This is a genomic window from Streptomyces sp. NRRL B-1347 (genome assembly GCF_000720325.1).
Lineage (GTDB): Bacteria > Actinomycetota > Actinomycetes > Streptomycetales > Streptomycetaceae > Streptomyces.
The window spans coordinates 1-24,503 of record NZ_JOJM01000062.1 but is presented as its reverse complement, the minus strand read 5'-3'; the positions used below and the strand labels follow the sequence as shown (position 1 = coordinate 24,503).

At 72.3% G+C, this 24,503-nt stretch carries 22 protein-coding genes and 3 tRNA genes; 10 read left to right on the top strand and 15 right to left on the bottom strand.

Annotated elements, in window-relative coordinates:
* Positions 1–103: 103 nt before the first annotated feature.
* Positions 104–1,186: a phosphoribosylformylglycinamidine cyclo-ligase gene (gene purM / locus IG74_RS0135410; protein ID WP_030685691.1), complete on the bottom strand. Its 1,083-nt coding sequence runs from the start codon at positions 1,184–1,186 to the stop codon at positions 104–106.
* 32 nt (positions 1,187–1,218) lie between these two features.
* Complete coding sequence (purF, locus tag IG74_RS0135405; protein WP_030685689.1) at positions 1,219–2,745, bottom strand: amidophosphoribosyltransferase; 1,527 nt, start codon at positions 2,743–2,745, stop codon at positions 1,219–1,221.
* Between the two features lie 260 nt (positions 2,746–3,005).
* On the opposite strand from purF, the gene IG74_RS54785 reads away from it, so the two are divergent.
* Both IG74_RS54785 and IG74_RS0135400 read left to right on the top strand, forming a co-directional pair.
* Entirely contained in the window at positions 3,006–3,104 is a 99-nt protein-coding gene (locus tag IG74_RS54785; RefSeq protein WP_420709999.1) for a putative leader peptide, read from the top strand.
* Positions 3,105–3,372: 268 nt separating this feature from the next.
* Positions 3,373–4,782, top strand: a complete 1,410-nt coding sequence (locus tag IG74_RS0135400; RefSeq protein ID WP_030685687.1) for a sulfatase — start codon at positions 3,373–3,375, stop codon at positions 4,780–4,782.
* 57 nt (positions 4,783–4,839) lie between these two features.
* Here IG74_RS0135400 and IG74_RS0135395 read toward each other — a convergent pair whose 3' ends face one another.
* The 8 genes from IG74_RS0135395 to purS form a co-directional block, all read right to left on the bottom strand.
* Complete coding sequence (locus IG74_RS0135395) at positions 4,840–5,685, bottom strand: META domain-containing protein (protein ID WP_030685685.1); 846 nt, start codon at positions 5,683–5,685, stop codon at positions 4,840–4,842.
* Positions 5,686–5,775: 90 nt separating this feature from the next.
* Complete coding sequence (locus tag IG74_RS0135390; RefSeq protein ID WP_030685683.1) at positions 5,776–6,573, bottom strand: maleylpyruvate isomerase family mycothiol-dependent enzyme; 798 nt, start codon at positions 6,571–6,573, stop codon at positions 5,776–5,778.
* Positions 6,574–6,582: 9 nt separating this feature from the next.
* Positions 6,583–7,260, bottom strand: coding sequence for a TetR/AcrR family transcriptional regulator (locus tag IG74_RS0135385; RefSeq protein ID WP_051856038.1), 678 nt, complete (start codon positions 7,258–7,260; stop codon positions 6,583–6,585).
* Between the two features lie 59 nt (positions 7,261–7,319).
* On the bottom strand, positions 7,320–8,225 hold the full coding sequence (locus IG74_RS0135380; RefSeq protein WP_051856036.1) for a M23 family metallopeptidase: 906 nt from the start codon (positions 8,223–8,225) through the stop codon (positions 7,320–7,322).
* Positions 8,226–8,296: 71 nt separating this feature from the next.
* Positions 8,297–8,809: an ArsR/SmtB family transcription factor gene (locus IG74_RS0135375; protein ID WP_030685678.1), complete on the bottom strand. Its 513-nt coding sequence runs from the start codon at positions 8,807–8,809 to the stop codon at positions 8,297–8,299.
* Between the two features lie 122 nt (positions 8,810–8,931).
* On the bottom strand, positions 8,932–11,181 hold the full coding sequence (gene purL, locus IG74_RS0135370) for a phosphoribosylformylglycinamidine synthase subunit PurL (protein WP_030685676.1): 2,250 nt from the start codon (positions 11,179–11,181) through the stop codon (positions 8,932–8,934).
* Complete coding sequence (gene purQ, locus IG74_RS0135365; protein ID WP_030685673.1) at positions 11,178–11,861, bottom strand: phosphoribosylformylglycinamidine synthase subunit PurQ; 684 nt, start codon at positions 11,859–11,861, stop codon at positions 11,178–11,180. Before purQ ends, purL begins: the two co-directional genes overlap by 4 nt.
* Complete coding sequence (purS, locus tag IG74_RS0135360) at positions 11,858–12,130, bottom strand: phosphoribosylformylglycinamidine synthase subunit PurS (protein ID WP_030685671.1); 273 nt, start codon at positions 12,128–12,130, stop codon at positions 11,858–11,860. Before purS ends, purQ begins: the two co-directional genes overlap by 4 nt.
* Before the next feature lie 433 nt (positions 12,131–12,563).
* Here purS and IG74_RS0135355 point away from each other — a divergent pair, with 433 nt between their 5' ends.
* The 8 genes from IG74_RS0135355 to IG74_RS0135320 all read left to right on the top strand — a co-directional run bounded on the left by IG74_RS0135355 (position 12,564) and on the right by IG74_RS0135320 (position 17,253).
* Positions 12,564–12,881 carry a histone-like nucleoid-structuring protein Lsr2 gene (locus IG74_RS0135355; RefSeq protein WP_030685668.1) on the top strand — a complete coding sequence of 106 codons (318 nt, stop codon included), beginning with the start codon at positions 12,564–12,566 and terminating at the stop codon, positions 12,879–12,881.
* A gap of 144 nt (positions 12,882–13,025) precedes the next feature.
* Positions 13,026–13,100: transfer RNA gene (locus IG74_RS0135350), tRNA-Gly, on the top strand.
* 77 nt (positions 13,101–13,177) lie between these two features.
* A tRNA-Gly gene (locus IG74_RS0135345) sits at positions 13,178–13,253 on the top strand.
* 173 nt (positions 13,254–13,426) lie between these two features.
* A complete protein-coding gene (locus tag IG74_RS0135340) occupies positions 13,427–14,431 on the top strand; it encodes an ABC transporter ATP-binding protein (RefSeq protein ID WP_051856033.1) in 1,005 nt (334 codons plus the stop codon).
* A complete protein-coding gene (locus IG74_RS0135335; RefSeq protein WP_107059101.1) occupies positions 14,428–15,237 on the top strand; it encodes an ABC transporter permease in 810 nt (269 codons plus the stop codon). The genes IG74_RS0135340 and IG74_RS0135335 overlap by 4 nt, the downstream gene beginning before the upstream one ends.
* 13 nt (positions 15,238–15,250) lie before the next feature.
* The gene (locus IG74_RS0135330; RefSeq protein WP_234334552.1) at positions 15,251–16,552 is read left to right on the top strand and encodes a sensor histidine kinase; all 1,302 of its coding nucleotides are present in this window, start codon (positions 15,251–15,253) and stop codon (positions 16,550–16,552) included.
* Complete coding sequence (locus IG74_RS0135325) at positions 16,549–17,157, top strand: response regulator transcription factor (protein WP_030685658.1); 609 nt, start codon at positions 16,549–16,551, stop codon at positions 17,155–17,157. Before IG74_RS0135330 ends, IG74_RS0135325 begins: the two co-directional genes overlap by 4 nt.
* Positions 17,158–17,180: 23 nt before the next feature.
* Positions 17,181–17,253 (top strand) — tRNA-Gly (locus tag IG74_RS0135320).
* Between the two features lie 51 nt (positions 17,254–17,304).
* On the opposite strand, the gene IG74_RS0135315 is transcribed toward IG74_RS0135320, so the two are convergent.
* The 5 genes from IG74_RS0135315 to purD all read right to left on the bottom strand — a co-directional run bounded on the left by IG74_RS0135315 (position 17,305) and on the right by purD (position 24,359).
* Positions 17,305–18,201: a phosphoribosylaminoimidazolesuccinocarboxamide synthase gene (locus IG74_RS0135315; protein WP_030685656.1), complete on the bottom strand. Its 897-nt coding sequence runs from the start codon at positions 18,199–18,201 to the stop codon at positions 17,305–17,307.
* Between the two features lie 117 nt (positions 18,202–18,318).
* Positions 18,319–19,833: a N,N-dimethylformamidase beta subunit family domain-containing protein gene (locus IG74_RS0135310; protein ID WP_030685654.1), complete on the bottom strand. Its 1,515-nt coding sequence runs from the start codon at positions 19,831–19,833 to the stop codon at positions 18,319–18,321.
* Positions 19,834–20,078: 245 nt separating this feature from the next.
* Complete coding sequence (locus tag IG74_RS0135305) at positions 20,079–21,977, bottom strand: hypothetical protein (RefSeq protein WP_030685651.1); 1,899 nt, start codon at positions 21,975–21,977, stop codon at positions 20,079–20,081.
* Positions 21,978–22,187: 210 nt separating this feature from the next.
* Positions 22,188–23,057, bottom strand: a complete 870-nt coding sequence (locus IG74_RS0135300; protein WP_051856031.1) for a hypothetical protein — start codon at positions 23,055–23,057, stop codon at positions 22,188–22,190.
* A 48-nt stretch (positions 23,058–23,105) separates the two neighbouring features.
* Entirely contained in the window at positions 23,106–24,359 is a 1,254-nt protein-coding gene (purD, locus tag IG74_RS0135295; RefSeq protein WP_030685647.1) for a phosphoribosylamine--glycine ligase, read from the bottom strand.
* Between the last annotated feature and the right edge of the window lie 144 nt (positions 24,360–24,503).

Genomic DNA, 24,503 nt, shown 5'->3' with positions numbered 1-24,503 from the left:
TACGTCTTCGCGGTTGACGTCCGCACCTCTCGCGGACAACACCACAACGCACTTCACCCGGTCCGGGCAGCTCGCCGGACCGGGTTTCGTGCTGTGCGGTGAATTACTTGGCGTAGTCGCCCGTGAGCTCGGCCCCGGTGGCGTGGTCGCCGCGGTCGGTGATCTCGCCCGCGACCCAGGAGTCGACGCCGCGGTCGGCGAGCGTCGCCAGGGCCACGTCCACCGAGTCCTCGGGCACGACGGCGATCATGCCGACGCCCATGTTCAGGGTCTTCTCCAGCTCCAGGCGCTCGACCTGGCCCGCCTTGCCGACGAGGTCGAAGACGGCGCCCGGCGCCCAGGTGGAGCGGTCCACGGTGGCGTGCAGGCCGTCGGGGATCACCCGGGCCAGGTTGGCCGCGAGACCGCCGCCGGTGACGTGGCTGAACGCGTGCACGTCAGTGGTGCGGGTCAGCGCCAGACAGTCCAGGGAGTAGATCTTGGTGGGCTCCAGGAGCTCCTCGCCGAGGGTGCGGCCGAACTCCTCGACCTGCTGGCCGAGGGTCATCTTGGCGCGGTCGAAGACCACGTGCCGGACCAGCGAGTACCCGTTGGAGTGAAGACCGGAGGACGCCATGGCGATCACCGCGTCACCCTTACGGATGCGATCGGAGCCGAGCACGCGGTCGGCCTCCACCACGCCCGTGCCCGCGCCCGCGACGTCGAAGTCGTCCGGGCCGAGCAGGCCCGGGTGCTCGGCCGTCTCTCCGCCCACGAGCGCGCAGCCGGCGAGCACACAGCCCTCGGCGATGCCCTTGACGATGGCGGCGACGCGCTCCGGGTGGACCTTGCCGACGCAGATGTAGTCGGTCATGAACAGCGGCTCGGCGCCGCACACGACGATGTCGTCCATGACCATGGCGACCAGGTCGTGGCCGATGGTGTCGTACACGCCGAGCTGCCGGGCGAGATCGACCTTGGTGCCGACCCCGTCCGTCGCGGAGGCGAGCAGCGGCCGCTCGAAGCGCTTGAGAGCGGAGGCGTCGAAGAGCCCGGCGAAGCCGCCGAGGCCGCCGAGGCCCGCCACCTCCGGCCGCTGGGTCTTCTTGACCCACTCCTTCATGAGCTCGACGGCGCGGTCACCCGCTTCGATGTCCACGCCCGCCGCGGCGTAGGAGGCACCAGTACCAGCAGTTGTCTCAGACATTGCCTGGGATCTTTCGGGGTTGATGATGGGGCTCAGGGGCGACGGATCGCGTCGGCGGCGGCCGTGGCCGCCGGGCCCGCGGCCAGCTCCGTCTCCAGGAGCTGCTTGCCCAGCAGCTCGGGGTCGGGCAGCTCCATCGGGTACTCGCCGTCGAAGCAGGCGCGGCAGAGGTTCGGCTTGTCGATCGTGGTCGCCTCGATCATGCCGTCGATGGAGATGTACGAGAGCGAGTCGGCACCGAGCGACGTGGCGATCTCGTCCACGGTCATGCCGTTGGCGATCAGCTCGGCGCGGGTCGCGAAGTCGATGCCGAAGAAGCAGGGCCACTTCACGGGGGGCGAGGAGATGCGGATGTGCACCTCGGCGGCGCCCGCCTCGCGGAGCATCTTGACCAGGGCGCGCTGGGTGTTGCCGCGGACGATCGAGTCGTCGACGACCACCAGGCGCTTGCCCTTGATGACTTCCTTGAGGGGGTTCAGCTTCAGCCGGATGCCCAGCTGGCGGATGGTCTGGGAGGGCTGGATGAAGGTCCGGCCGACATAGGCGTTCTTGACGAGGCCCGCGCCGAAGGGGATGCCGGAGGCCTCCGCGTAGCCGATCGCGGCGGGGGTGCCGGACTCGGGCGTCGCTATGACCAGGTCGGCGTCGACCGGCGCTTCTTTGGCCAGTTTCCGACCCATCTCGACGCGCGAGAGGTAGACGTTCCGACCCGCGATGTCGGTGTCGGGACGGGCCAGGTAGACATACTCGAAGACACAGCCCTTGGGCTTCGCGTCCGCGAATCGAGAGGTGCGCAGGCCGTTCTCGTCGATGGCGACGAACTCGCCCGGCTCGATCTCGCGGACGAAGCTGGCGCCGCAGATGTCGAGCGCGGCGGACTCCGAGGCGACGACCCAGCCGCGCTCGAGGCGGCCGAGCACCAGCGGGCGGATGCCCTGCGGGTCGCGGGCCGCGTACAGCGTGTGCTCGTCCATGAAGACGAGGCTGAAGGCGCCCTGCACCTGCGGCAGGACCGCGGCGGCGGCTTCCTCTATGGTCAGCGGCTTGCCGTCGGCGTCGGTCTGGCCCGCGAGCAGCGCGGTGACCAGGTCCGTGTCGTTGGTCGCGGCGACCTGGGTCGCGCGGCCGTTCTCCTTCGGCAGGTCGGCGACCATCTCGGCCAGGCGGGCCGTGTTGACGAGGTTGCCGTTGTGGCCGAGGGCGATGGAGCCGTGGGCCGTGGCGCGGAAGGTGGGCTGGGCGTTCTCCCAGACGGAGGCCCCGGTGGTCGAGTAGCGGGCGTGTCCGACCGCGATGTGACCTTGGAGGGAGCCGAGGGAGGTTTCGTCGAAGACCTGGGACACGAGGCCCATGTCCTTGAAGACGAGGATCTGGGAGCCGTTGCTGACCGCGATTCCCGCGGATTCCTGACCCCGATGCTGGAGGGCGTAGAGCCCGAAGTACGTGAGCTTTGCGACCTCTTCGCCCGGAGCCCAGACACCGAAGACGCCGCAAGCGTCCTGGGGGCCTTTCTCGCCGGGGAGCAGATCGTGATTGAGTCGACCGTCACCACGTGGCACGGCACCGAGTGTAGGCGAGATCGACCACTGGTCCGAATTGGGGATACGGGTCCTGTACGGAGCGTAGGCGCGGTCTTTACGGGGGCTCGGAGGGCCGCGGCCGAATATGTATGTTCCGCCAAGCAGCCGGAGCGCGGACCTCGCGGCGGACCCCTTTCCGATCTTCTCCTTGCGGGGTTGCTTCGGCCGTGCGAAACCCTCGTGAACAGGCACGACAGCGCATTGACAGCCCTCCGTGGGCTCCGTGAGGCTCCTGGTTCATGCAGCCCTTCGGTGACCCGCTCACGGTCCCGCTCGTGTGGCGCCGCCATGTCGATCTGGCCCGCGTCGCGAGCGCGATCTGTCGTTCCGACGCCTGAGCCGGTCTTCCATTTCGCCCCGTTTCAGGGCGGTTTGAGGCTCTGACCCGTGGGACCTTTGTCACGCTGAAACGTTCCCCCTTCGGGTCACCCCGGGCGTCCCCGGGGTCTCTCCGGGGGCTTTTCCGCCCGGGCCGCCCGGTTTCCCCCGCGCTCCGGCGCGCTCTCCCGCCCCGCCAGGGGCGCCACTCCACCCTCGCGGGCCGCGCCCCGCCACCGCGTCCGCACGCCCCCCGCGACGGGGGCCTTCCCTGCCCAGGAGTCCTTTGTGTCTTCGTACGAGAGCCCACTGTCCCGGCGTGCCTTCACCGGGGGTGTGGCGGGCGCCGCCGCTGCCGTCGGCATCGGGGCCGGGGAGGCCGTCGCCGCCCCCGCCGAGCGGCCCTTCGCCGCCCGTGAGCGGCCCGACGAGAAGGCCGGCCGACGGCCCAACATCCTCTTCGTGCTCGGCGACGACCTCGGCTGGGCCGACCTGTCGTCCTACGGCTCGCCGCACATCAGAACCCCGCACCTGGACCGCCTCGCCCGGCAGGGCGTGCGCTTCACCCAGGCCTACTCCGGCTCCGCGACCTGCTCCCCGACCCGCTTCAGTCTGTACACCGGGCGCTTCCCCGGACGCACCGAGGGCGGGCTCGCCGAGCCCATCGCGGACAAGTCCGTGGGCCTCGACCCCACCCACCCCACGCTCGCCTCACTGCTGCGCGGCGCCGGGTACGCGACCGCCCTGATCGGCAAGTGGCACTGCGGCTACCTGCCGGACTACTCGCCCACCAAGTCGGGCTGGGACGAGTTCTTCGGGAACTTCGGCGGGGCCCTGGAGTACTACTCCAAGCTCGGCCTGAGCGGCGAGTACGACCTGTACGAGGGCGACGCGACCCACAAGGACCTGCGCTACTACACGCGGATCCTGACCGAGCGGGCCAGTGAGTACGTCCGGCGCGACCACGACCGGCCGTGGCTGCTCAACCTGAACTTCACCACCCCGCACTGGCCGTGGGTGGCCGACGGCGACACCGAGACCAGCGCGGAGATCGTGCGGCGGATCAAGGCGGGCGAGCGCGGTGCCCTCCAGCACCGGGACGGCGGGTCGATCGCCACGTACACGGAGCTGGTGCAGGACCTGGACCGGTCGATCGGGCACGTGCTGCACGCCCTGAAGAAGTCCGGGCAGGAGCGCGACACGCTCGTCTTCTTCGCCTCCGACAACGGCGGCGAGCGCTTCTCCTACAACTGGCCGCTGTCCGGGAACAAGGGCTCGCTGCGGGAGGGCGGCATCCGGGTGCCGACGATCGTGCGCTGGCCCGCCCGTCTGGACGGCGGGCAGGTCAGTGACCTGCCCGTGTACACGCCCGACTGGACGGCGACGCTGCTCGAACTCGCCGGGGCCCGGCCCGACCCGGCCAGGCCGCTCGACGGCACGAGCCTGGCCCGGTACCTGCTGCGCGGCACGGAGCCGGGCGAGCGGGACCTGTTCTGGCGGGTGCGGGGCGAGCGGGCGCTGCGGCGCGGGCCGTGGAAGTACTACCGCGGCAAGGGCAGTGCGGACCAGCTCTTCCACCTGGGCCGCGACCAGCGCGAACAGGCGGATCTGGCGCGCCGGGAACCGGCGCTCCTCGCGGAGCTGCGGGCGGCGTGGGAGCGGACGGACGCGGAGCTGCTGCCGTATCCGGCGGCGTGAGGGCCTGCTCCGCGCGGGGGTGCGGCGGGCCGCTCTCGCGGTCGCGGAGCGGGCCGGCTACTTCTTCGTGTGCGCGGACAGGGTCGCGGTCGCGGTGACCACCGTGCCGTCCTCGGCCGTGAGGGTGAGGCCGTCGTCCTTGACCTCGTACCGGGCCTTGCCGTCGAACAGCTTGAGCAGGTCGGCCTCGGTCTTCGCCTTCGGGCCCACGCACATCATGCGGGTCAGCTTCGGCGCCCCGAAAGCGAGGGCGCCGTTGTGCGCCTCGGCCTTGCCGGTGACGTCGTTGCAGCCGAGGTTGCCGCGCACGGTGCCGTCCTTGCCGAAGACCAGCCGGGCCTTGCCCGCGACCTGCTTCGGCAGGGGCCGCGCCGAGTCGTCCTCGCCCACGGTGTCCACGGTCCAGGTGGTGCCCTGGAGCGGGGCGCCGGGGGCCACGGGCCGGGAGGTGAGGGCGATCCGGTCGCCCTTGGCGTTGGTGAGGGTCAGGCGGTCGTCGTCGACGTCGGCCTTGAGCTTGCCGTCCAGGGCGCGGGCGAGGCTGTTCTCGAAGTCGAGTGCGTCGCAGGCCATCTCGGTGTGGATGCCGGGCTTGAAGCGGACGGTGTCGCCCTGCACGGAGACGTCGGCGCCGTAGCCGTTGCAGCCGAAGTGGCCGCCGGTGCCGCCCTTGCCGCCGAGCCGTACGTAGACGTCGTCCGGCGCCTTCTGTTTCCTGCCGTCGACGGTGAGGCTCTCGACGTTCCAGCGGACGCCGGTCAGGGAGGTCTTGGAAGCGCCGGAGCCGGAGTCTCCCCTGGCGGACTTGCCGGAGTCCTTGGAGCCGGACTCCGAGCCGCAGGCGGCGAGCAGACCGGCTGCGGCGAGGACGGTGAGGGTCTGGGTTACGCGCTGCTTGTACATGTCACTGTGACGGGGCGACGAGCGGACCGGTTCCCTCCCCGGCGGGCGGCGCCGCGGCCCGCCGCCCGCCGGGCCGCCGCCCCCTACCGGCTACGACATCAGCGGCAGGAGCCCGCCCAGATCCGCCCGTTCGCCGCTCGCGCTGACCTTCGCGGCGTCGAGCGCGGCGGCCCAAGTCGTACGCCCGGTCGCGAGCCGGATCCACGTCAGCGGGTCGGTCTCGACGACGTTCGGCGGGGTGCCGCGGGTGTGCCGGGGCCCCTCGACGCACTGCACCACGGCGTACGGCGGAATCCGCACCTCCACCGAGCCGCCGGGGGCCTTGAGGGCCAGCGTGTCGGCGAGCAGACGGGTGCAGGCGGCCAGGGCCTGGCGGTCGTACGGCACGTCGAGCCCCGGCACGGCGTCGTTCAGGTCGTCGGTGTGGACGACGAGTTCGACGGTGCGCGTGACCATGAAGTCGGCGAGGGTCATGCCGCCGAAGCGCGACGGCACGAGGCGGGTGTCGGCGGCGCCGGGCAGCGTCTCGGCGAGCCGCTCCAGGGCGTGCGCGAACAGGCCGTCGACGTCGGTGCCCGCGGCCACGATGCCGTGCACGTCCTCGTCGACCTGGACCGCGGCGGACGAGGTCCGGAACGCCCAGTCCTGGAGCGGTACTTCCAGCTTGTCCGGCTCGGGCGCGTCCAGGTACCGGGCGACGGAGCCGAGCACCATCGTCAGATGCGCGGCCAGTTCGCGCACGGTCCAGTCGCCGAGCCGCGTGGGCCGGGCCAGTTGCTCGTCCGTGAGGCCCGCGACCGCCTCCCGCACGGTCGCGTACTGGGCGAGGACGGCGGTGCGGATCTTCGTCGGGTCGTACGCGCGCACGCGCTTCTTGGCCGGTGGCATAGCCGGAGCCTAAGCCTTCACCGCGAACCCGCTGAGTCCTTTTTCCAGGAGGGCGAAGGCGGCCCGCGCGTGCCGCTCGGCGTCCGCCGCGATCGTGTCCAGCGGCTCGCCCGCCATGCGGCGGCGCATGGCGTCCGAGCAGACCGCGTTGCGTACGCCGATGAGCTGCGCGGCGGCGACCTGGGCGAGCACCGGCTCGTCGATCTCCGCGGCGAGCACGTCGGCGAGCAGGGTCTGGCCGCGCAGATGGAAGTCGTGCGCCCGCTTGAGCAGCACGGGTGTCTCCAGGACGAGGCGCAGCGTCTGCAGCGAGCGCTGGTCGTCGCCGAGGCCGACGGCCGGGGAGCGCTCCGCGATCGCGCCGAGCAGCTGGCGGCGCAGCGCGTCCACGGCGGACTCGCCGGGTGCGCGGCCGCGCACCGCGTCGGCGGCGTCGGCGACGTGCTCCTCCATCGGCCCGAGGACCAGGTCCTCCTTCGTACCGAAGTAGTTGAAGACGGTCATCTTCGATACGTCGGCGGCCTCGGCGATCTCGGCGACGGACACCTTGTCGAAGCCGCGCTCGACGAAGAGGTCCACCGCGGCCCGCCATATGCGCTCGGCGGTCTGCCGCTTCTTGCGCTCGCGCAGCCCGGGCCGACGGGCCTGGGGCGCCTCGGCGGCGGCCAGCGCGTCTCTCTGTGCCATGCTCCGCATTGTATGCGGATGATTTTTGGCTGAGCTCAAAGATTTACCCGGTCAGGGATTCACTGAGTCAGGGACTTGCTGACCGTCGCGCTCGCTCCCGGGGCCGCGGGCGCCTGCGCATCCGCCCGCGCATCCGCCCGCGTCTTCGCCTCCGCCGTGAAGACCTCCCCGTTGGCGGGCACTCCCAACCCGCGCCACCGGAACGGGACCCCGCGCGCCGTGTCCGCGTCGGGCCCGTCCATCAGCTGGAAGTGGACGTGCGGCTCGGTGGAGTTGCCGGAGTTCCCGCACTGCCCGACGGCCTGGCCCACGCTCACCCGGTCCCCGACGCGCACCGTGAGCGAGCCGCGCCGCACGTGCGCGTACAGGGCGTGGACGCCGTCGCCGAGGTCGAGCACGACGTGGTTGCCGATGACGCGGCGGGGCGGGGCCGCGCTGCGCACCACGCCCTCGACGAAGAAGAAGTAGAGGAGCCCGAACAGGGAGGTGCGGCTGAGGTGGTCGCGCTGCCCGTCCTCCGCGTGCACCACGGTCGCGTCGGCGACGGCGAGCAGCGGGGCGCCGAAGGCGGGGTAGGCGCGGTTGCGCCGGGCCACCGGCCAGAACCAGGAGAAGCCGGGCCGCGCGTGCTTGCCCGACTCGTCGCCCTCGGCCGTGATGTCGATGGCGTACGTCTGGGCGAGGCCGTGGGTGCCGTGGCTCGGCACCTTGTCGGCCGGGCTGTTGAGCGCGGACCAGCGGCCGGTGACGGGGGCCGCCACCTCGACGGGCGCCGGCGGGTCGTTCGCGATCTGCTCCCGCGCCTTGCGCCCCGGCAGCAGCTGGAGGCCGATGGCGGCCAGGGCCGGGAGCCAGCCCACCCAGTAGTTGTACGGCAGGTCCACGAAGAACCCGGCGGTCGCCTGCGCGAAGAAGACCAGCCACAGAAAGCGGCCGAGGACGGCGGCGAGCTTGTGTATGGACACGCTTGTTCCCCCTGGATGCGGTGCGGTGCGGTCAGGCTGGATGCGGTGCGGTCGGGCCGGACGCGGTGCGGTCAGGGCCGGGCGGCCGCGACGAAGACGAGCAGCGGCACCACCCGGTCCGCCGGGACCTGGTAGCGGCCCCGGGCCGTGGTGTGCAGCCAGCCGGCGCCGGTCAGTTGGCGCAGGTGGTGGTAGATCTGGCCGGTCGTGCCGACCCCGTCGAGCGCGGCAAGCTCCGCGACGGTGCGGCGGCCGCCGAGGATCTCGCGCAGCAGCCGGAGCCGGACGGCGTGGCCGAGCGCGGCGAAGGAGTCGGCGGCCTCGGACCAGTCGCCGTCGAGCAGCACCTCGGTGAACTGGCCGGTCTGCCAGTCGTAGCGCTCCCCGGTCGGCAGCCGCACCGCCCCCGTGTACAGCACGCCGCCGTCGGCGGCCCCGTGCTCGGCGAGCTGCGCCTTCAGGCCCTCAAGGGCCCAGAAGTCGCTCTCGCTCACGACGGGCGCGGCCCCTTCGCGGTCGCGGCCCGCGCTCTCCAGTGCCGCCATGCGCCGTTCGAGCTCGGCGACGCGCTCCTCCCATTCCATGATCGCAGATTACGTAATTACGTAACTCCAGACAAGTGCGGGTCGGCGCGGCCGCGTCCCGGAACGACGGAGCCCCCGCCCGGACAAGGTCCGGGCGGGGGCTCGACGAGCGGGGCGGCGTCCTAGGCGAAGAGCCCGGGGATCGTCTCCGTGTGGGCCGTGCGCAGTTCGCTCAGGGACAGCGCGAAGTGGCCCTGCACCTCGACGGCGTCGCCGTCGACCACACCGATGCGCGTGACCGGGAGGCCCCGGGCGCCGCACATGTCGGTGAAGCGGAGCTCCTCGCTGCGCGGCACGGACACGACCGCGCGGCCCGCCGACTCCGAGAGCAGGAACGTGAAGGCGTCCAGGCCGTCGGGCACGACGAGCCGGGCGCCCTTGTCGCCGCGCAGGCAGGACTCCACGACCGCCTGGACCAGGCCGCCGTCGGACAGGTCGTGCGCGGCGTCGATCATGCCGTCGCGCGAGGCCGAGATCAGGATCTCGGCGAGCAGCCGCTCGCGCTCCAGGTCGACCTTCGGCGGCAGCCCGCCGAGGTGGTCGTGGACGACCCCCGACCAGGCCGAGCCGCCGAACTCCTCGCCCGTCTCACCGAGCAGGTAGAGGAGCTGGCCCTCTTCCTTGAAGGCGATCGGCGTGCGGCGCGTGACGTCGTCGATGACGCCGAGCACGGCCACGACGGGCGTCGGGTGGATCGCCGTCTCGCCGGTCTGGTTGTACAGCGAGACGTTGCCGCCGGTCACCGGGGTGCCGAGCGCCAGACAGCCGTCCGCGAGACCACGGGTGGCCTCGGCGAACTGCCACATCACGTCCGGGTCCTCGGGCGAGCCGAAGTTCAGACAGTTGGAGATGGCGAGCGGCTTGGCACCGGAGGCGGCGACGTTGCGGTACGACTCGGCGAGCGCGAGCTGCGCGCCCGCGTACGGGTCGAGCTTCGCGTACCGGCCGTTGCCGTCCGTGGCCATGGCGACGCCGAGGTTGGTGTCCTCGTCGACGCGGACCATGCCCGCGTCCTCGGGCTGCGCCAGGATCGTGTTGCCCTGCACGAAGCGGTCGTACTGGTCGGTGATCCACGCCTTGGAGGCCTGGTTCGGGGACGCCACGACCTTCAGGACCTGGTCCTTCAGCTCCTCGGCGGTCGCCGGGCGCGGCAGCTTCGCCGCGTCGTCGGCCTGGAGGGCGTCCTGCCAGCTGGGGCGCGCGTAGGGGCGGTGGTAGACCGGGCCCTCGTGCGCGACCGTGCGCGGCGGCACGTCCACGATCTGCTCGCCGTGCCAGAAGATCTCCAGGCGCTCGCCGTCCGTCACCTCACCGATGACGGTCGCGATGACGTCCCACTTCTCGCAGATCTCCATGAACCGGTCGACCTTGTCCGGCTCGACGATCGCGCACATGCGTTCCTGCGACTCGCTCATGAGGATTTCCTCGGGCGAGAGGGTCGCGTCGCGCAGCGGCACGGTGTCGAGCTCGACGCGCATGCCGCCCGAACCGGCCGAGGCCAGCTCGCTGGTGGCGCAGGAGAGCCCGGCGCCGCCGAGGTCCTGGATGCCGTCGACCAGCTTCTCCTTGAAGATCTCCAGGGTGCACTCGATGAGGAGCTTCTCCTGGAAGGGGTCGCCGACCTGGACGGCCGGGCGCTTGGCCGGGCCGGTCGACTCGAAGGTCTCCGAGGCCAGGACGGACACGCCGCCGATGCCGTCGCCGCCCGTACGGGCGCCGTACAGGATGACCTTGTTGCCCGCGCCCGAGGCCTTCGCGAGGTGGATGTCCTCGTGCTTCATGACGCCGATGCAGCCCGCGTTGACCAGCGGGTTGCCCTGGTAGCAGGAGTCGAAGACGACCTCGCCGCCGATGTTCGGCAGGCCCAGGCAGTTGCCGTAGCCGCCGATGCCCGCGACCACGCCGGGCAGGACGCGCTTGGTGTCGGGGTGGTCGGCGGCGCCGAAGCGCAGCGGGTCCACGACCGCGACCGGGCGCGCGCCCATCGCGAGGATGTCGCGCACGATGCCGCCGACGCCGGTCGCGGCGCCCTGGTACGGCTCGATGTACGAGGGGTGGTTGTGCGACTCGACCTTGAAGGTGACCGCGTAGCCCTGGCCGACGTCGACGACGCCCGCGTTCTCGCCGATGCCGACGAGCATCGCGTCGTTCTCGGGGACCTTCTCGCCGAACTGCTTCAGATGGACCTTGCTGCTCTTGTACGAGCAGTGCTCGGACCACATGACGGAGTACATGGCGAGCTCGGCGCCGGTCGGGCGGCGGCCGAGGATCTCCCTGATCCGCGCGTACTCGTCCTCCTTGAGGCCGAGTTCCTTCCAGGGCTGCGCGGCCTCGGGGCTCTCCGTCGCGTGCTTGACGGTGTCGAGGGTCATCGGGCGTCCACCAGCTTCTTCAGGATCGAGGTGAAGAACCCCAGGCCGTCCGTGCGGCCGGTCCCGATCAGCGGCTCCACCGCGTGCTCGGGGTGCGGCATGAGGCCGACGACGTTCCCGGCCTCGTTCGTGATGCCCGCGATGTCGCGCAGCGAGCCGTTCGGGTTCACGTCCAGATAGCGGAAGGCGACGCGGCCCTCGGCCTCCAGCATGTCGAGGGTGCGCTCGTCGGCGACGTAGCGTCCGTCGATGTTCTTCAGCGGGATGGAGATCTCCTGGCCCGCCTCGTAGTCGGCGGTCCAGGCGGTCCTGTCCGACTCGACCCGCAGCTTCTGGTCGCGGCAGATGAAGTGCAGGTGGTTGTTGCGCAGCATCGCGCCGGGCAGCAGGTGCGTCTCGGTCAGGACCTGGAAGCCGTTGCAGATCCCGAGGACCGGCATTCCCGCCTTGGCCTGGTCGATGACCGACTCCATGACGGGCGAGAAACGCGAGATCGCGCCCGCCCGCAGATAGTCGCCGTAACTGAATCCGCCGGGCAGCACCACGGCGTCGACCTGCTTGAGGTCCTTGTCCCGGTGCCACAGCGGCACGGCCTCCGCGCCCGCGACGCGCACGGCGCGCTGGGTGTCGCGGTCGTCGAGGGTGCCCGGAAAAGTGACGACTCCGATTCGGGCAGTCACTTGTCGGCTCCCACGGCGTTCTCGGTGGCCTCCACCTTTACGACGAAGTCCTCGATCACCGTGTTGGCGAGGAAGGTTTCCGCCATCTCGTGGATACGGGCGAGCGCGGCGTCGTCCACCGGCCCGTCGACTTCGAGTTCGAAGCGCTTTCCCTGACGTACATCGGAGATGCCCTGGAATCCGAGGCGCGGCAGTGCACGCTGCACCGCCTGTCCCTGGGGGTCGAGGATCTCCGGCTTGAGCATGACGTCGACTACGACGCGTGCCACTGGCACTCCCGGTGTGTGGTGCTTGCGTGTGCTGCCAGGCGTGGTGCTGAGCAGGTTCCTTCAGACTACCCGCACAAAATTTCTACCCGCGTAGATTCGTAGCAACATACGTGACGCCAGTCACTCGGACTCGCGGATCCGCTGGTCATCCGGGTGTCGCTCCCGACGCGTGCGCGAAAAATCCTGGAAAAGATCACAGTTCGCCATTGCGTCCGGCGCCTCGCCCCGGACAGTCTGCTGAGGTGCGCCCAGGGGGCGGCATTCCCGGCGCCGCGCCGCCGGAACACGCGGTGAGATTTAGCCGACTTCCCGCTTCATTGCCGGGCCCTGTACAAAGGAATTGGCAATAGCCGATACTTTGTCCCAAAACTGCCGGACAGTCGGCATCAGCGCATGTCATATGCGGTGGCGTCGCACGAAAGGACCGATATTCGTGGCGCAGCGTGTCGTGGTCACTCTCTATGACGACATCGACGGCTCAGAAGCGGCGGAAACGGTCGCCTTCGGTCTCGACGGAAGGTCGTACGAGATCGACCTCAACGAAACCAATGCCGAGAAACTCCGCAAGGTGCTGGCCCCCTACCTGCAAGCGGCCCGCAAGAAGTCGAAGTCCGGCAAGGTCTACCGGCACACGGCGGTGACGGCCGACCCGGCCGCCGTGCGCGCCTGGGCCCGCTCCCACCAGCTCGACGTGCCGCCCAGGGGGCGCATCCCGAAGAAGGTGTACGAGGCCTTCGAAGCCGCCAACTGAGCTCCGGCCGGGTCTCCGCCGACCCCGGCCGGATCCACCCTCCAGGGGTGCTGGGCAGCCGACTTGCGCGGCACCCCTGGTGATCAGCTAAAGTCTGGAGCACGCCGAGGGGCAAGGCCGAAAGGCCGAATCCCACAGCAGCGTGCGGGTGTAGTTCAGTAGTAGAACATCCCCCTTCCAGGGGGAAGGCGCAGTGTGCGATCCCTGTCACCCGCTCCACACCAGTGACCGACCACCCTTCCGGGTGCGGTAGGCTGGTGCTCGCACCGATCGGTGAAAGCCGGTCGGGAGCAGATGCGAACGTAGCTCAGTTGGTAGAGCGCAACCTTGCCAAGGTTGAGGTCGCGAGTTCGAACCTCGTCGTTCGCTCCACAAGGAGAAGCCCGGTACCCCAGGTACCGGGCTTCTTGCTGTTCCCACCTGTTCTCCTCGCTCCCCCTGTCCCGCCCGTTCCGTGGCTCGCGGCGCGGTGATCTGACATTTGTCACGGGTGCCGATGACAGGCCGCACTGCCGGTCCGCCCCCGGCCGCGAAACGCTTGAGCCATGACTGAGCACGTGATCGACGTCACCGACCTGCGGCGGACCTACGCGGGCGGCTTCGAAGCGGTCCGGGGGATCTCGTTCACCGTGGGACAGGGCGAGCTGTTCGCCCTCCTGGGGACGAACGGCGCGGGCAAGACCTCCACCGTCGAACTCCTGGAAGGCCTGACCGAACCGGCCGCGGGCACCATCCGCGTCCTCGGACACGACCCCTACCGCGACCGGGCCGCGGTCCGCCCGCGCATCGGCGTGATGCTCCAGGAAGGCGGCTTCCCCTCCGAGCTGACCGTCACCGAGACCGCGCGCATGTGGGCCGGATGCACCAGCGGGGCCCGGCCCGTCGGCGAGGCCCTGGAGGCCGTCGGGCTCAGCCGGCGCGGCGACACCCGCGTGAAGCAGCTCTCCGGCGGCGAGAAGCGCCGGCTCGACCTCGCCATGGCGCTCATGGGCGACCCCGAGGTGCTGTTCCTCGACGAACCGACCACCGGCCTCGACGCCGAAGGCCGCCGCGAGACCTGGGAGTTGGTGCGCGCCCTGCGGGACAACGGCACCACCGTGCTGCTCACCACGCACTACCTGGAGGAGGCCGAGCAGCTCGCCGACCGACTCGCGATCATGCACGAGGGCCGCATCGCCGCCACCGGGCGCGTCGCCGACGTCGTCGCCACCCAGCCCTCGCAGATCTCCTTCGACCTGCCCGATGGCTACTTCCTCGGCGATCTGCCGCCGCTCGCCGAACTCGGCGTGACCGGCCACGAGCTGACCGGCCGCACGGTACGGCTGCGCACCACCGCGCTCCAGCGCTCCGCGACCGAACTGCTCGTCTGGGCCCAGCGGGCAGGCGTCGAACTGCACGGGCTCGACATCCGCGCCGCCTCGCTCGAAGAGGCCTTCCTGCGGATCGCGCGGAACGCGACGGCCACGGACGGCACGCCCGGCGGGACCCGGATGACGGACAAGGTCCGCGCGGCCGACGCCGCCGGCGCGGTCAAGGAGGAAGCGGCATGAGCACGATGACCACGACCCGCCCCGTGACGGAGCGCACCGCGCGCACCACCCCGGCCGGGCGCCTGCGCGCACTCGCACGGGCCGAACTCACCCTCCTCGGCCGCAGCAAAGGCACCCTGTTCGGGGCGCTCTTCCTGCCGCTCGTCATGCCGTTCAGCGTGCGCCAGGCCGCCGAAGGCATGGACCTGGAGGGCACCGGCCTTTCCGTCGGCTCCGTCGTCCTGCCCGGCGCCATCGGCTTCGCCCTGCTCTTCGCCGTCTACTCGGCCCTGGTGAACGTGTACGCGGCCCGGCGCGAGGAACTCGTCCTCAAGCGGCTGCGCACCGGCGAGGTGCGGGACGCGGAGATCCTCGCGGGCGCCGCGCTGCCCTCCGTGACCATCGGCCTCGTCCAGTCCCTGCTCCTGACCGCGGGCTGCGTGGCACTGCTCGACGTCGGAGCGCCCGAGGCACCGCACTACGCCGCCCTCGGGCTGCTCGCGGGCCTCGCGATGTGGCCCCTGCTCGCGGCCGTGACCGCGAGCTTCAGCCGGAGCGTGGAGAGCGCGCAGGTCGCGGCCATGCCGCTGCTCTTCATCTCGTTCTTCGGCTCCGGCGCGATGGTCCCGCTCGAAGTGCTGCCGGACCCGCTCGCCCGCGGCTGCGAACTCCTGCCGCTCTCCCCGGTGATCGAACTGATCCGCGGCGGCTGGACCGGGCAGCTGTCCTTCACCGAGGCGCTGGGCACCCTCGCGACCGCGGTGGCCTGGATCGCGATCGGCGTGTTTGCTGTACGACGGTGGTTCCGCTGGGAGCCCCGGCGCTGAGGAGGAGATCGACGTGGTCGGCCGGATGCGGGCCTGGCAGCGCGGCTGGCACGAGCGCAGCAAGATCCAGCGGGTGGAGCTCCAGTCCGTGGCGCTCTGGCACGCCATGCCCTGGCTGCTCTTCCTGAGCTGGGGCTCGCTGCCGCTCGGCCTGAGCCTGGAGCCGGACCTCGCGGCGCAGCTGCTCGGCTGGGCGATGATCGTGACCGCCGCCGCCCAGTGCGTGCACGTGAACCGCAGCCTGCGGCGGGCGCTCGACCACTACTTGGGGCGCGCCCCGTACCCCGCGCGCGACCTCGCCGTGTCGCGCTCCCTGATGGTGGTCATGCTCGTCCTCGCCCTCGCGCTCCAGGCGGTGGGCGGCATCCAGGGCGGCATGATCAGCTTCGCCCTCGCCTTCCTCGTCGTACCGCACTTCGAGGCACTCGCCTTCGCCCTGCCGCTGCGGGACTTCGCCGGGCGCTTCGCGCTCGTCGAGGCGGCGACGGTGGGCGGCTTCGCGGCGATCGGGATGCACGACGTGCGCCTGATCATGATCGCCGTACTCGTCGCGTTCGGCGCCGGTGTGGCCCTGCTCAGCACGCGCTGCGGGGCCTGGACGCTCTCGGTGATGTGGGAGGCCGACCGGGCCCGCGAGGTCGAGGCCCGGCTCGCCGTCGCCGAGGAGCGGCTGCGCTTCGGCCGCGACCTGCACGACGTGATGGGGCGCAACCTCGCGGTCATCGCCCTCAAGAGCGAGCTCGCCGCGCAGCTGGCCCGGCGCGGGCGGCCCGAGGCAGTGGACCAGATGGTCGAGGTGCAGCGGATCGCACAGCAGTCGCAGCGGGAGATCAGGGAAGTCGTGCGCGGCTACCGCGAGGTCGAGCTCGGCGTGGAACTCGCCGGGGCCCAGGGGGTCCTGGAGGCCGCCGGGATCACCTGCCGGGTGACCGGCGAACCCGCGGGCCTGCCCGCCGCGGTGCAGTCGGCCCTCGGCTGGGTGGTGCGGGAAGGCACCACGAACGTGCTGCGCCACGGCGACGCACAGCACTGCGCCATCACCGTGTCGGTCACGGAAGGACGGACGACGTTGACCATCGAGAACGACGGGGTGCCCGAGGCCCGGGCGGCCACCGGCGGCACCGGCCTCGCCGGCCTGCGCGAGCGGCTCGCCGCCGTGGACGGCACCCTTGAGCACGCCGCCGACGGCGGCCTCTTCCGGCTCACCGCGCGGGTGCCGATGCCCGCCGGGACGCACCCGGGCGAGACCACCGAGGGCGCCGACACCGCTGAGCACGCCGCCCTGGCCGGAACCCCGGAGGCGAAGGCCTCGTGACCGTGCGCGTGCTGCTCGCCGACGACGAGCATCTGATCCGCGGCGCGCTCGCCGCCCTGCTCAGCCTGGAGGACGACCTCGCCGTCGTCGCCGAGGCCGCCTCCGGGCCCGAGGCCCTCGCCATGGCACGGGCCCACCGGCCCGACGTGGCCGTGCTCGACCTCCAGATGCCGGGCGCCGACGGTGTGAGCGTGGCCACATCCCTGCGCGACGAACTCCCGGACTGCCGGGTCATGATCGTGACCAGCCACGGCCGCCCCGGCCACCTCAAGCGGGCGCTCGCGGTCGGTGTGCGCGGGTTCGTACCGAAGACGGTGAGCGCGCAGCAGCTCGCCGAGATCATCCGCACCGTGCACGACGGACGGCGGTACGTGGACCAGGAGTTGGCCGCCGACGCGATCTCCGCGGGGGACTCCCCGCTGACCGCCCGCGAGGCCGAGGTGCTCGAACTCGCCGCCGACGGCGCGTCCGTCGCGGAGATCGCCGAGCGCGCCTCGCTGTCCCAGGGAACGGTCCGGAACTACCTCTCGTCGGCGGTCACCAAGACCGGTGCCGAGAACCGGCACGCGGCAGTGCGTCTCGCCCGCGAGCGAGGTTGGGTATAGTAGCTATCGCGCTAAGGCGCAGCGCGGACGTAGCTCAGTTGGTAGAGCGCAACCTTGCCAAGGTTGAGGTCGCCAGTTCGAACCTGGTCGTCCGCTCAAGTGAAGCCCCCCGATTCTCGGAACCGGGGGGCTTCGTCGTGCGCCCGGCTACCAGGCGGTGCCGGTGAGCCGCTCGTACGCCTCGACGTACTTGGCGCGGGTGGCCGCCACCACGTCCTGGGGCAGCGGCGGGGGCGGCTGCTCGCCGTGGCGGTCCCAGCCGGACGCGGCCGACGTCAGCCAGTCGCGGACGAACTGCTTGTCGAAGGACGGCTGGGCGCGGCCCGGCTCCCAGGAGTCGGCGGGCCAGAAGCGGGACGAGTCCGGGGTCAGGACCTCGTCGGCGAGGACCAGGCTCTCCCCCTCGAAGCCGAACTCGAACTTCGTGTCGGCGAGGATCACGCCCCGGTCGCGCGCGATGTCCCGGGCCCTGCCGTACACGGCGAGCGTGGTCTGCCGCAGCTGGGCCGCCGTCTCGGCGCCGACCTGGCGCGCCACTTCCTCGTACGAGACGTTCTCGTCGTGCTCGCCGACCGCCGCCTTGGTGGCGGGCGTGAAGATCGGCGCGGGCAGCTCCGAGCCGTCGGTCAGGCCCTCGGGAAGGGCGAGGCCGCAGACGGTGCGCGTCTCGTTGTACTCGGCGAGGCCCGAGCCCGTCAGATAGCCGCGGGCGACGCACTCGACGGGCACCATCTCCAGGCGCTTGCAGATCAGCGTGCGCCCCTCCCAGTCGGCGGGCGCCCCGGCCGGAAGGTCCGTGGAGAGCACGTGGTTCGGGGCGATGTCGGCGAGCTGGTCGAACCACCACAGCGACAGCTGGGTCAGTACGCGGCCCTTGTCCGGGATCTCGGTCGGCAGCACCCAGTCGTATGCGGACATGCGGTCGCTGGCGACCATCACGAGGTCGCCCGCCTCGTTCTGGTACAGCTCGCGCACCTTGCCGGTGTGCAGATGCACCAGGCCCGGAACCTGGATGGGCTCAGGCTTTTCGACGAATCCGGACACGGTTCCTCCCCGTGGTTCTGTCCAAGTGCTCCGATTCTCCCGTATGCGGGGAGTGGTCTTGGCCAAGGGTTGGCCGAGTCTCGACGGGACGGGTCCGCGGCGGGGCCCGGGCCGGGGTCAGTCGCGCTTGCAGATCCGGTCGAGGAGGTTGGCGGTGGCGCGCTGGACCCGGGCGTCGATGTGGCCGGGGCGGTCGAGCGCCGGGGACCAGGCGAAGGTGCCGGAGGCGAAGACGAGGGCGCCGGACGGGGCCCGGTACAGCGAGGTCTCCTGGTGGCGGACGCTGCCCTCGCTGTCCTCGTACGGGGAGTGCGCGAGCAGGATGCGGTCCTGGTGCTCGGGCAGCGCCGTGCGCGGGAAGTAGCGGTCGGCCTCGCCCGCGACCAGGCCCTCGATCCCGTCGCCCTCGTGCGCGCCCGTCGCCTCCCAGAGCCAGTGGTCGGCGTTGCGGACGATCAGCGGGTGCGGCTCGGGGACCCGGCCCGCGTACTGGATGCCCATCAGTTGCTGCTCGGGGACGTCGATCTCCCGCCACAGCGCGGCCTTCCCGGGGCCGCGGCGCTTGCGGCAGGTCAGCAGGCGGTCGGGGACGCCGGACGGGGACGGGCCCAGCTCCACCTGCCAGTACATGGTGTTGGCGGAGAGGAAGACGAGCGACGTGCCGTTCTCCCGGGCCAGTTCGGCGGTGCGGCGCATCGCGGCGGACCAGTACTCGTCGTGGCCCGGGAAGACCAGGCCGCGGTAGCGCGAGGGGTCGATGCGGCCCGCGTGCAGATCGCGGGCGTCGGCGTAGGCGAGGTCGTAGCCGTACCGCTCGGCCCAGCGGATGAAGTCGTAGGCGTGGCCCACGTGCAGGGGCAGGCCCGCGCCCGCGTACGGCCGGTCGAAGGAGACGGTGACGGCGGCCTCGCCCTCGCCGAGGAGCCGGCCGTGGTCGTCCCAGGCGTGGTAGAGGCTGGCGCCGGTGCGGCCGTCCTCCGGGTAGAGGTTGTACGCCTGCCAGGTGATGTCGGGCAGCACCACGAGCAGATCGGCGGACGGGGCGTGGCCCAGCTCGCCCTGGGAGAGGCTGTCGCGGACGGTGAAGGGCACGTGGGAGCGGTAGCCGTCGACGGTGGTGAGGACGGCGACGTACGCGCCGATGTTCCAGTACGCGGGGATCTGCAGGCGCCAGGACAGCCACCAGTGGTGGCACGACACGGTGCGGTCGGCGGTGAGCGGCGGGGGCTGCACGATGCCGGCGAGGCGGGGGCTCGTGGTGATCTTCGCGGCGCCGTCGCCGCCGTAGTGGCCGATGCGGTAGATGTCCACGCTGAACTGCTGCGGCGGGTCGACCGTGATGTGGAAGTCGAGGGCCTCGCCGGGGGCGGCGGCGCCGGTGCTCGTGAAGCCCTTGATCTGCCGGTGCACGTCGTCGGCGGTGCGGGGGCCGCCGCCGGTGCGCGGGGCGGGGGCGGGCCCGGTGGCGCCGGGCGCCGGGGCGTGGTCGACGTACCAGGGCACGACCTGGCCGGTGTCGTCGAAGTAGTGCTCCGTGCCCCGGAGCCAGGGCAGCGGGCCCTGGCCGAAGGGGTCGGTCACGGCGTGGGCGAGGGCACCCGACTCCCAGCGGCGGATCGGCTCCGGTCCCATGCGTTGTCCCCTCCCTCGCTCCCCCGAGCCTGTTCTCCGCCGCTGCGTGGTCGATGGCTCCGTGCCGGTGCGGAGGCGGAGCCGCCGCGGGCCGCGGCGGTCTTTCCCTTTCCCTGCACCAGCACATCACATTACGCACGCGGTCCGTCACCGTTCGTCGTGAATTAACGAGACCGGCGATGACCGGAACGTTTCGCTCCGGGAGTGGAGGGGGAGGACGGCGGGGTGCCCTGGGGGGCGGAGCGTCAGACGAGACGCAGGGGCTTCTCCGGGCGGATGCCCTGGGTGGTGAGCCAGGCGCGCAGCGGCTCCGGGTCGCCGTCCTCCACGAGGGTGAGGACGCGCGGGGTGAGGTCGGCCGCGCGCTCGCCGCCCAGGAGCAGGGAGGGGCCGTCCAGCCAGTCGAGGCCGGGGGCGGCGCCCGCGGTGTCCATGGCCGCGCAGCACACCATCGCGGAGACGTGGTCGGCGAGCAGCTCGCGGCCCGAGCGGGGCGGCTGGAGCGGGAAAAGGGGCAGTGCGCCGTCGTCCCAGAGCGCGTCGTCCGGGGACTGGCCCGTGGGGGCGGGCCGGGCGGGGGCCGCGGCCTCCTCGCGGGCCAGCTCGGCGCTGAGCCCGGCGGCGAGGCGGCCGCTGCGGCTTTCGTCGGCGTCTTCGTGGTCTTGGTCGGCGTCTTCGTGGTCTTCGTCGCCGCCCGCGTGGTCTTCGTCGGCGAGGGCTGCGTCCTCGGGGTCCGCGTCGGCGTAGGAGGCGTCGGCTTCCCGGGTGCCGGGGCCGCGGCGGGCCGCCCGCTCCGGGTCCGTCAGGTGGTCGATGACCCGGCCGAGCGTCGGGCCCTCGGGGTCGGGGGCCTCGGGGTCGGAGGAGCGGCTGACGCCGAGCGCGTCGAGCACGCGGTGAAGGCGGGCGGCGTCCATGCGCCACTTGCGGTCGACGATCTCGTCCGGGTACTCCTGCCAGGCCACCGGGGCCCAGCCGGGCCCCGACTCGGCGGGGCCGCCGTGGAAGAGCCGGGCGGCGAGGAGCGAGGCGGCCTCGTCCACCGCGCCGGGCTCCTCCAGGAGGTCGCAGGCGGGGCGCTCGCCGAGCCGCGAGGCGAAGCCTTCGGCGAGGCGGTCCCTGCGGGACAGCTCGGTGAGGGCCGACACCACGCCCGCGTCGAGCCGCGAGGGCCACCGGCCCATGCGCCAGGCGGGCAGCGCCACCCGGGTCAGGAGCCGGTCCCAGCCCGCGTACGCGAGGCCCACCTGCTCCTGGGCGACGATCCGCGCGCCGTAGTCCACGGTCTGGGCGCGCTCGGCGGCGGCGGCCGCGACGCCGCGCTCCATCTCCGCCGCGTGCATCCGGCAGCCGCGGAGCAGCAGCCGCGCCACCCAGCCGACACCGCCGAGCACGGTGCGCGAGAGCGGTCCGCGGCCGGGCGCGGAGGCGACGGCGACGGCCGCGTCCAGGCCGCGCACGAAGCGGCGGGCGGCCGCTATGTCCGGGTGGGCCGAGGGGCCGGTGCCCGCGACGACGGGGGCGAGGACCGCGCGCAGCTCGCCGACCCGCATCCACCACAGGAAGGGCGAGCCGATGACGAGCACCGGGGCGGCGGGGGCGCGGCCCTTGGCCGGGCGGCCGCCGCGTATGCGCGTGCCGGAGTCCGTTTCCTCGGCGTCCTCGGCGTGGTCGTCACCGCCCGCGGGGGCCGCGTCGTCCTGGGGTGCCCCGGCGTCGCGGCGTCGCGCGCACGCGCCGTGGGCCGGGTGGGTGCGGTCCTCCAGCCAGCTGTCGCAGTCCGGGGTGAGCGCTATCGCGGAGGGCGCGGGGACGTCCAGGCGGTCGGCGAGGTCGCGCACCAGGCGGTACAGGTCGGGCGCCGCGGCTTCGCTGATCGGGACCGTGGGGCTCAGGGCCGGTCTGGCGCGGGCGACGACCAGGGCGACGACCGCGGCGGCGGCGAGGGCGAGCACGGCGAGCACCGTGACGGTCCAGCGGGCCGCCGCCCAGGCGGTGCCCTCGACGCGGCCCGTGGCCGTGGCGGCCAGCAGGACGACGGCGACGGCCGCGGGCAGCAGGGCGACGGCCAGCGCCCTGCCGCGGATGCGCAGCACGGCGAGAGCCCGGGAGCGCGCGGCCTGCGCGCCCGCCTCCTCACCCATACCTGACACGACCGAAGACACCCCCTACTGCCTCACAGCTCGGCCGTCGGCCGGAGCCGGCGGCGCACGTCGATGGCGTTGCTCACTCCCCCACTGTGGCACCCGCCACCGACATCGCAATGCCGGTGGGCTGTTTGGCTGTGAGTGCCGGAACGCCTGCGCCGCACCCTAGTTGGGACGCTGGTCAGCGTCAGCCGGATGGGCCAGCGGTCACTCGATGGAATGGCTTTGGGCAGAGCTGTCCACCAGGTAACGGCGGAGCGAGGCCGCCAGGTTCCCGGCGAAGTCCCGCCGCCCCTCGGCGCCGATGAGGTCGAGGGACAGATACGGATTGAGGTCCTCCAGCTCGACCAGGAGCAGCCGCCCGTCCGGCGCCCGGCAGGCGTCGACGCGCTGGATGCCGTACGGGAGCGTGTTCCAGCCGACGAACCTCCGCGCGAAGTCCAGGTCGGCGGCCGTCGGGTCGTACCGTTCGAGCTCCCAGCGCCGGTCGGGCCGGGGCGCGTACAGCGCGTACTGGAAGGCGTCGTCGACGAAGTAGAAGGACACCTCGTAGCCGAAGTCGATCCGGGGCTGGGCGAGGAGCCCGCCGCCCTCGGTGAAGTCCAGGCCCGCGAGGTCCTCGCGGGCGACCGTCCGCAGGCCGATGGAGTCGGCGCCGAGCTTGGGCTTGACGACGTACGACGCGGCGTCGGGCAGCCGGTCGAGGTCCTCGCTGCGGTCGACGGTCGGGATGACCGGAAGGCCTTCGGCGGTCAGTTCGACGAGGTACTGCTTGCCCGCCATGTCGGCGCGGCCCGTCAGCGGGTTGTACACGCGTACGCCGTCGCGCAGGGCGCGGTCCCGGAAGGCGTCGTACGCCTCCTGGTAGTGGATGACGGGTCCGCTGTTGCGTACGACGACGAGGTCGAAGCCGTCCATCAGGGCGGCCGCGTCCAGCGGGTGGCAGAGCGCGACGTCGAAGTCCTCGCGCAGCCGGGCGGAGAGGTGGATGTCCTCGTCGCAGTAGCGCCGTCCGCGCGCCTCGTAGCCGAGGTCGGTGACGTACAGGAGGCGGGCGCGGGGACGGGTCGAGGCCATGGCTTTACGTTACGTCACGACCTGGTCGCCCCCGGCTATCCGGCGTTCCTACTGCTCGCGGGCGGCCTTCTCCGCGATGTCCGTGCGGTGCTGGGAGCCGTCCAGGCTGATGCGAGCCACCGCCGTGTACGCCCGCTCGCGGGCCTGCGTCAGGTCGGCGCCGGTCGCCGTCACGGACAGCACGCGGCCGCCCGCGCTGACGACCGCGTCGCCGTCGCGCTTGGTGCCCGCGTGCAGGACGTACGCGGTCGGGGCGTCGTGCGCGGCGACCGCGTCGAGGCCCACGATGGGGTCGCCGGTGCGCGGGGTGTCCGGGTAGTTGTGCGAGGCGATGACGACGGTGACGGCGGCGTCGTCGCTCCAGCGCAGCGGCGGCAGGTCCGCGAGCGTGCCGTTCGCCGCGGCGAGCAGGACGCCCGCGAGCGGGGTCCGGAGCCGGGCGAGGACGACCTGCGTCTCGGGGTCGCCGAAGCGGGCGTTGAACTCGATGACGCGCACGCCCCTGCTGGTGATCGCGAGCCCCGCGTAGAGCAGTCCCGCGAACGGCGTGCCGCGGCGCCGCAGTTCGTCGACCGTCGGTCGCAGCACCGTGTCGAGGACCTCGTCGACGAGCTTGGGGTCGGCCCACGGCAGCGGCGAGTAGGCGCCCATGCCGCCGGTGTTGGGGCCCTCGTCGCCGTCGAGCGCGCGCTTGAAGTCCTGGGCGGGGCGCAGCGGGACGACGGTCTCGCCGTCGGTGACGGCGAACAGCGACACCTCGGGGCCGTCGAGGAACTCCTCGATGACGACGCGGCCGCAGGCGCGGGCGTGCTCCCTCGCCTGCTCGATGTCGCCGGTGACCACGACGCCCTTGCCCGCGGCGAGGCCGTCGTCCTTGACCACGTACGGCGCGCCGAAGGCGTCGAGCGCCTCGTCGACCTCCGCGGCGGTGGTGCAGACGTACGAGCGTGCCGTGGGCACTCCGGCGCCGGCCATCACGTCCTTGGCGAAGGCCTTGGAGCCCTCCAGGCGCGCGGCTTCCTTGGACGGCCCGAAGCAGGGGATCCCCGCCTCCCGCACGGCGTCGGCGACTCCGGCGACGAGGGGCGCCTCCGGCCCCACGACGACGAGATCCGCCCCGAGCTCACGGGCGAGCCCGGCCACGGCGGCGCCGTCCAGGGCGTCCACCGGGTGGAGCTCGGCCGCGTCCGCGATGCCGGCGTTGCCGGGCGCGCAGTGCAGGGCGGTGACCGCCGGGTCGAGGGACAGGGAGCGGCACAGGGCGTGTTCGCGGGCACCGCTGCCGATGACGAGGACCTTCACGGGGTCAGCCTAGCCCGGCGGGGCGGGTGGGTTTGGTACGGGTGTCCTAGTAGGGCTTGGTCAGGTTGGTGCGGGGTCGGGGATGTCGCGGTGACAGGTGGGGCAGGCGCCGATCCAGATCGCGAGGAGTAACTGCAGCTCGCG

Excerpts from the sequence above, each read along its gene's own strand:
- purM (WP_030685691.1), bottom strand. The coding sequence starts at position 1,186 with ATGTCTGAGACAACTGCTGGTACTGGTGCCTCCTACGCCGCGGCGGGC.
- IG74_RS54785 (WP_420709999.1), top strand. The coding sequence starts at position 3,006 with ATGCAGCCCTTCGGTGACCCGCTCACGGTCCCGCTCGTGTGGCGCCGC.
- IG74_RS0135395 (WP_030685685.1), bottom strand. The coding sequence starts at position 5,685 with ATGTACAAGCAGCGCGTAACCCAGACCCTCACCGTCCTCGCCGCAGCC.
- IG74_RS0135390 (WP_030685683.1), bottom strand. The coding sequence starts at position 6,573 with ATGCCACCGGCCAAGAAGCGCGTGCGCGCGTACGACCCGACGAAGATC.
- IG74_RS0135385 (WP_051856038.1), bottom strand. The coding sequence starts at position 7,260 with ATGGCACAGAGAGACGCGCTGGCCGCCGCCGAGGCGCCCCAGGCCCGT.
- IG74_RS0135375 (WP_030685678.1), bottom strand. The coding sequence starts at position 8,809 with ATGGAATGGGAGGAGCGCGTCGCCGAGCTCGAACGGCGCATGGCGGCA.
- purL (WP_030685676.1), bottom strand. The coding sequence starts at position 11,181 with ATGACCCTCGACACCGTCAAGCACGCGACGGAGAGCCCCGAGGCCGCG.
- IG74_RS0135340 (WP_051856033.1), top strand. The coding sequence starts at position 13,427 with ATGACTGAGCACGTGATCGACGTCACCGACCTGCGGCGGACCTACGCG.
- IG74_RS0135335 (WP_107059101.1), top strand. The coding sequence starts at position 14,428 with ATGAGCACGATGACCACGACCCGCCCCGTGACGGAGCGCACCGCGCGC.
- IG74_RS0135310 (WP_030685654.1), bottom strand. The coding sequence starts at position 19,833 with ATGGGACCGGAGCCGATCCGCCGCTGGGAGTCGGGTGCCCTCGCCCAC.
- IG74_RS0135305 (WP_030685651.1), bottom strand. The coding sequence starts at position 21,977 with ATGGGTGAGGAGGCGGGCGCGCAGGCCGCGCGCTCCCGGGCTCTCGCC.
- IG74_RS0135300 (WP_051856031.1), bottom strand. The coding sequence starts at position 23,057 with ATGGCCTCGACCCGTCCCCGCGCCCGCCTCCTGTACGTCACCGACCTC.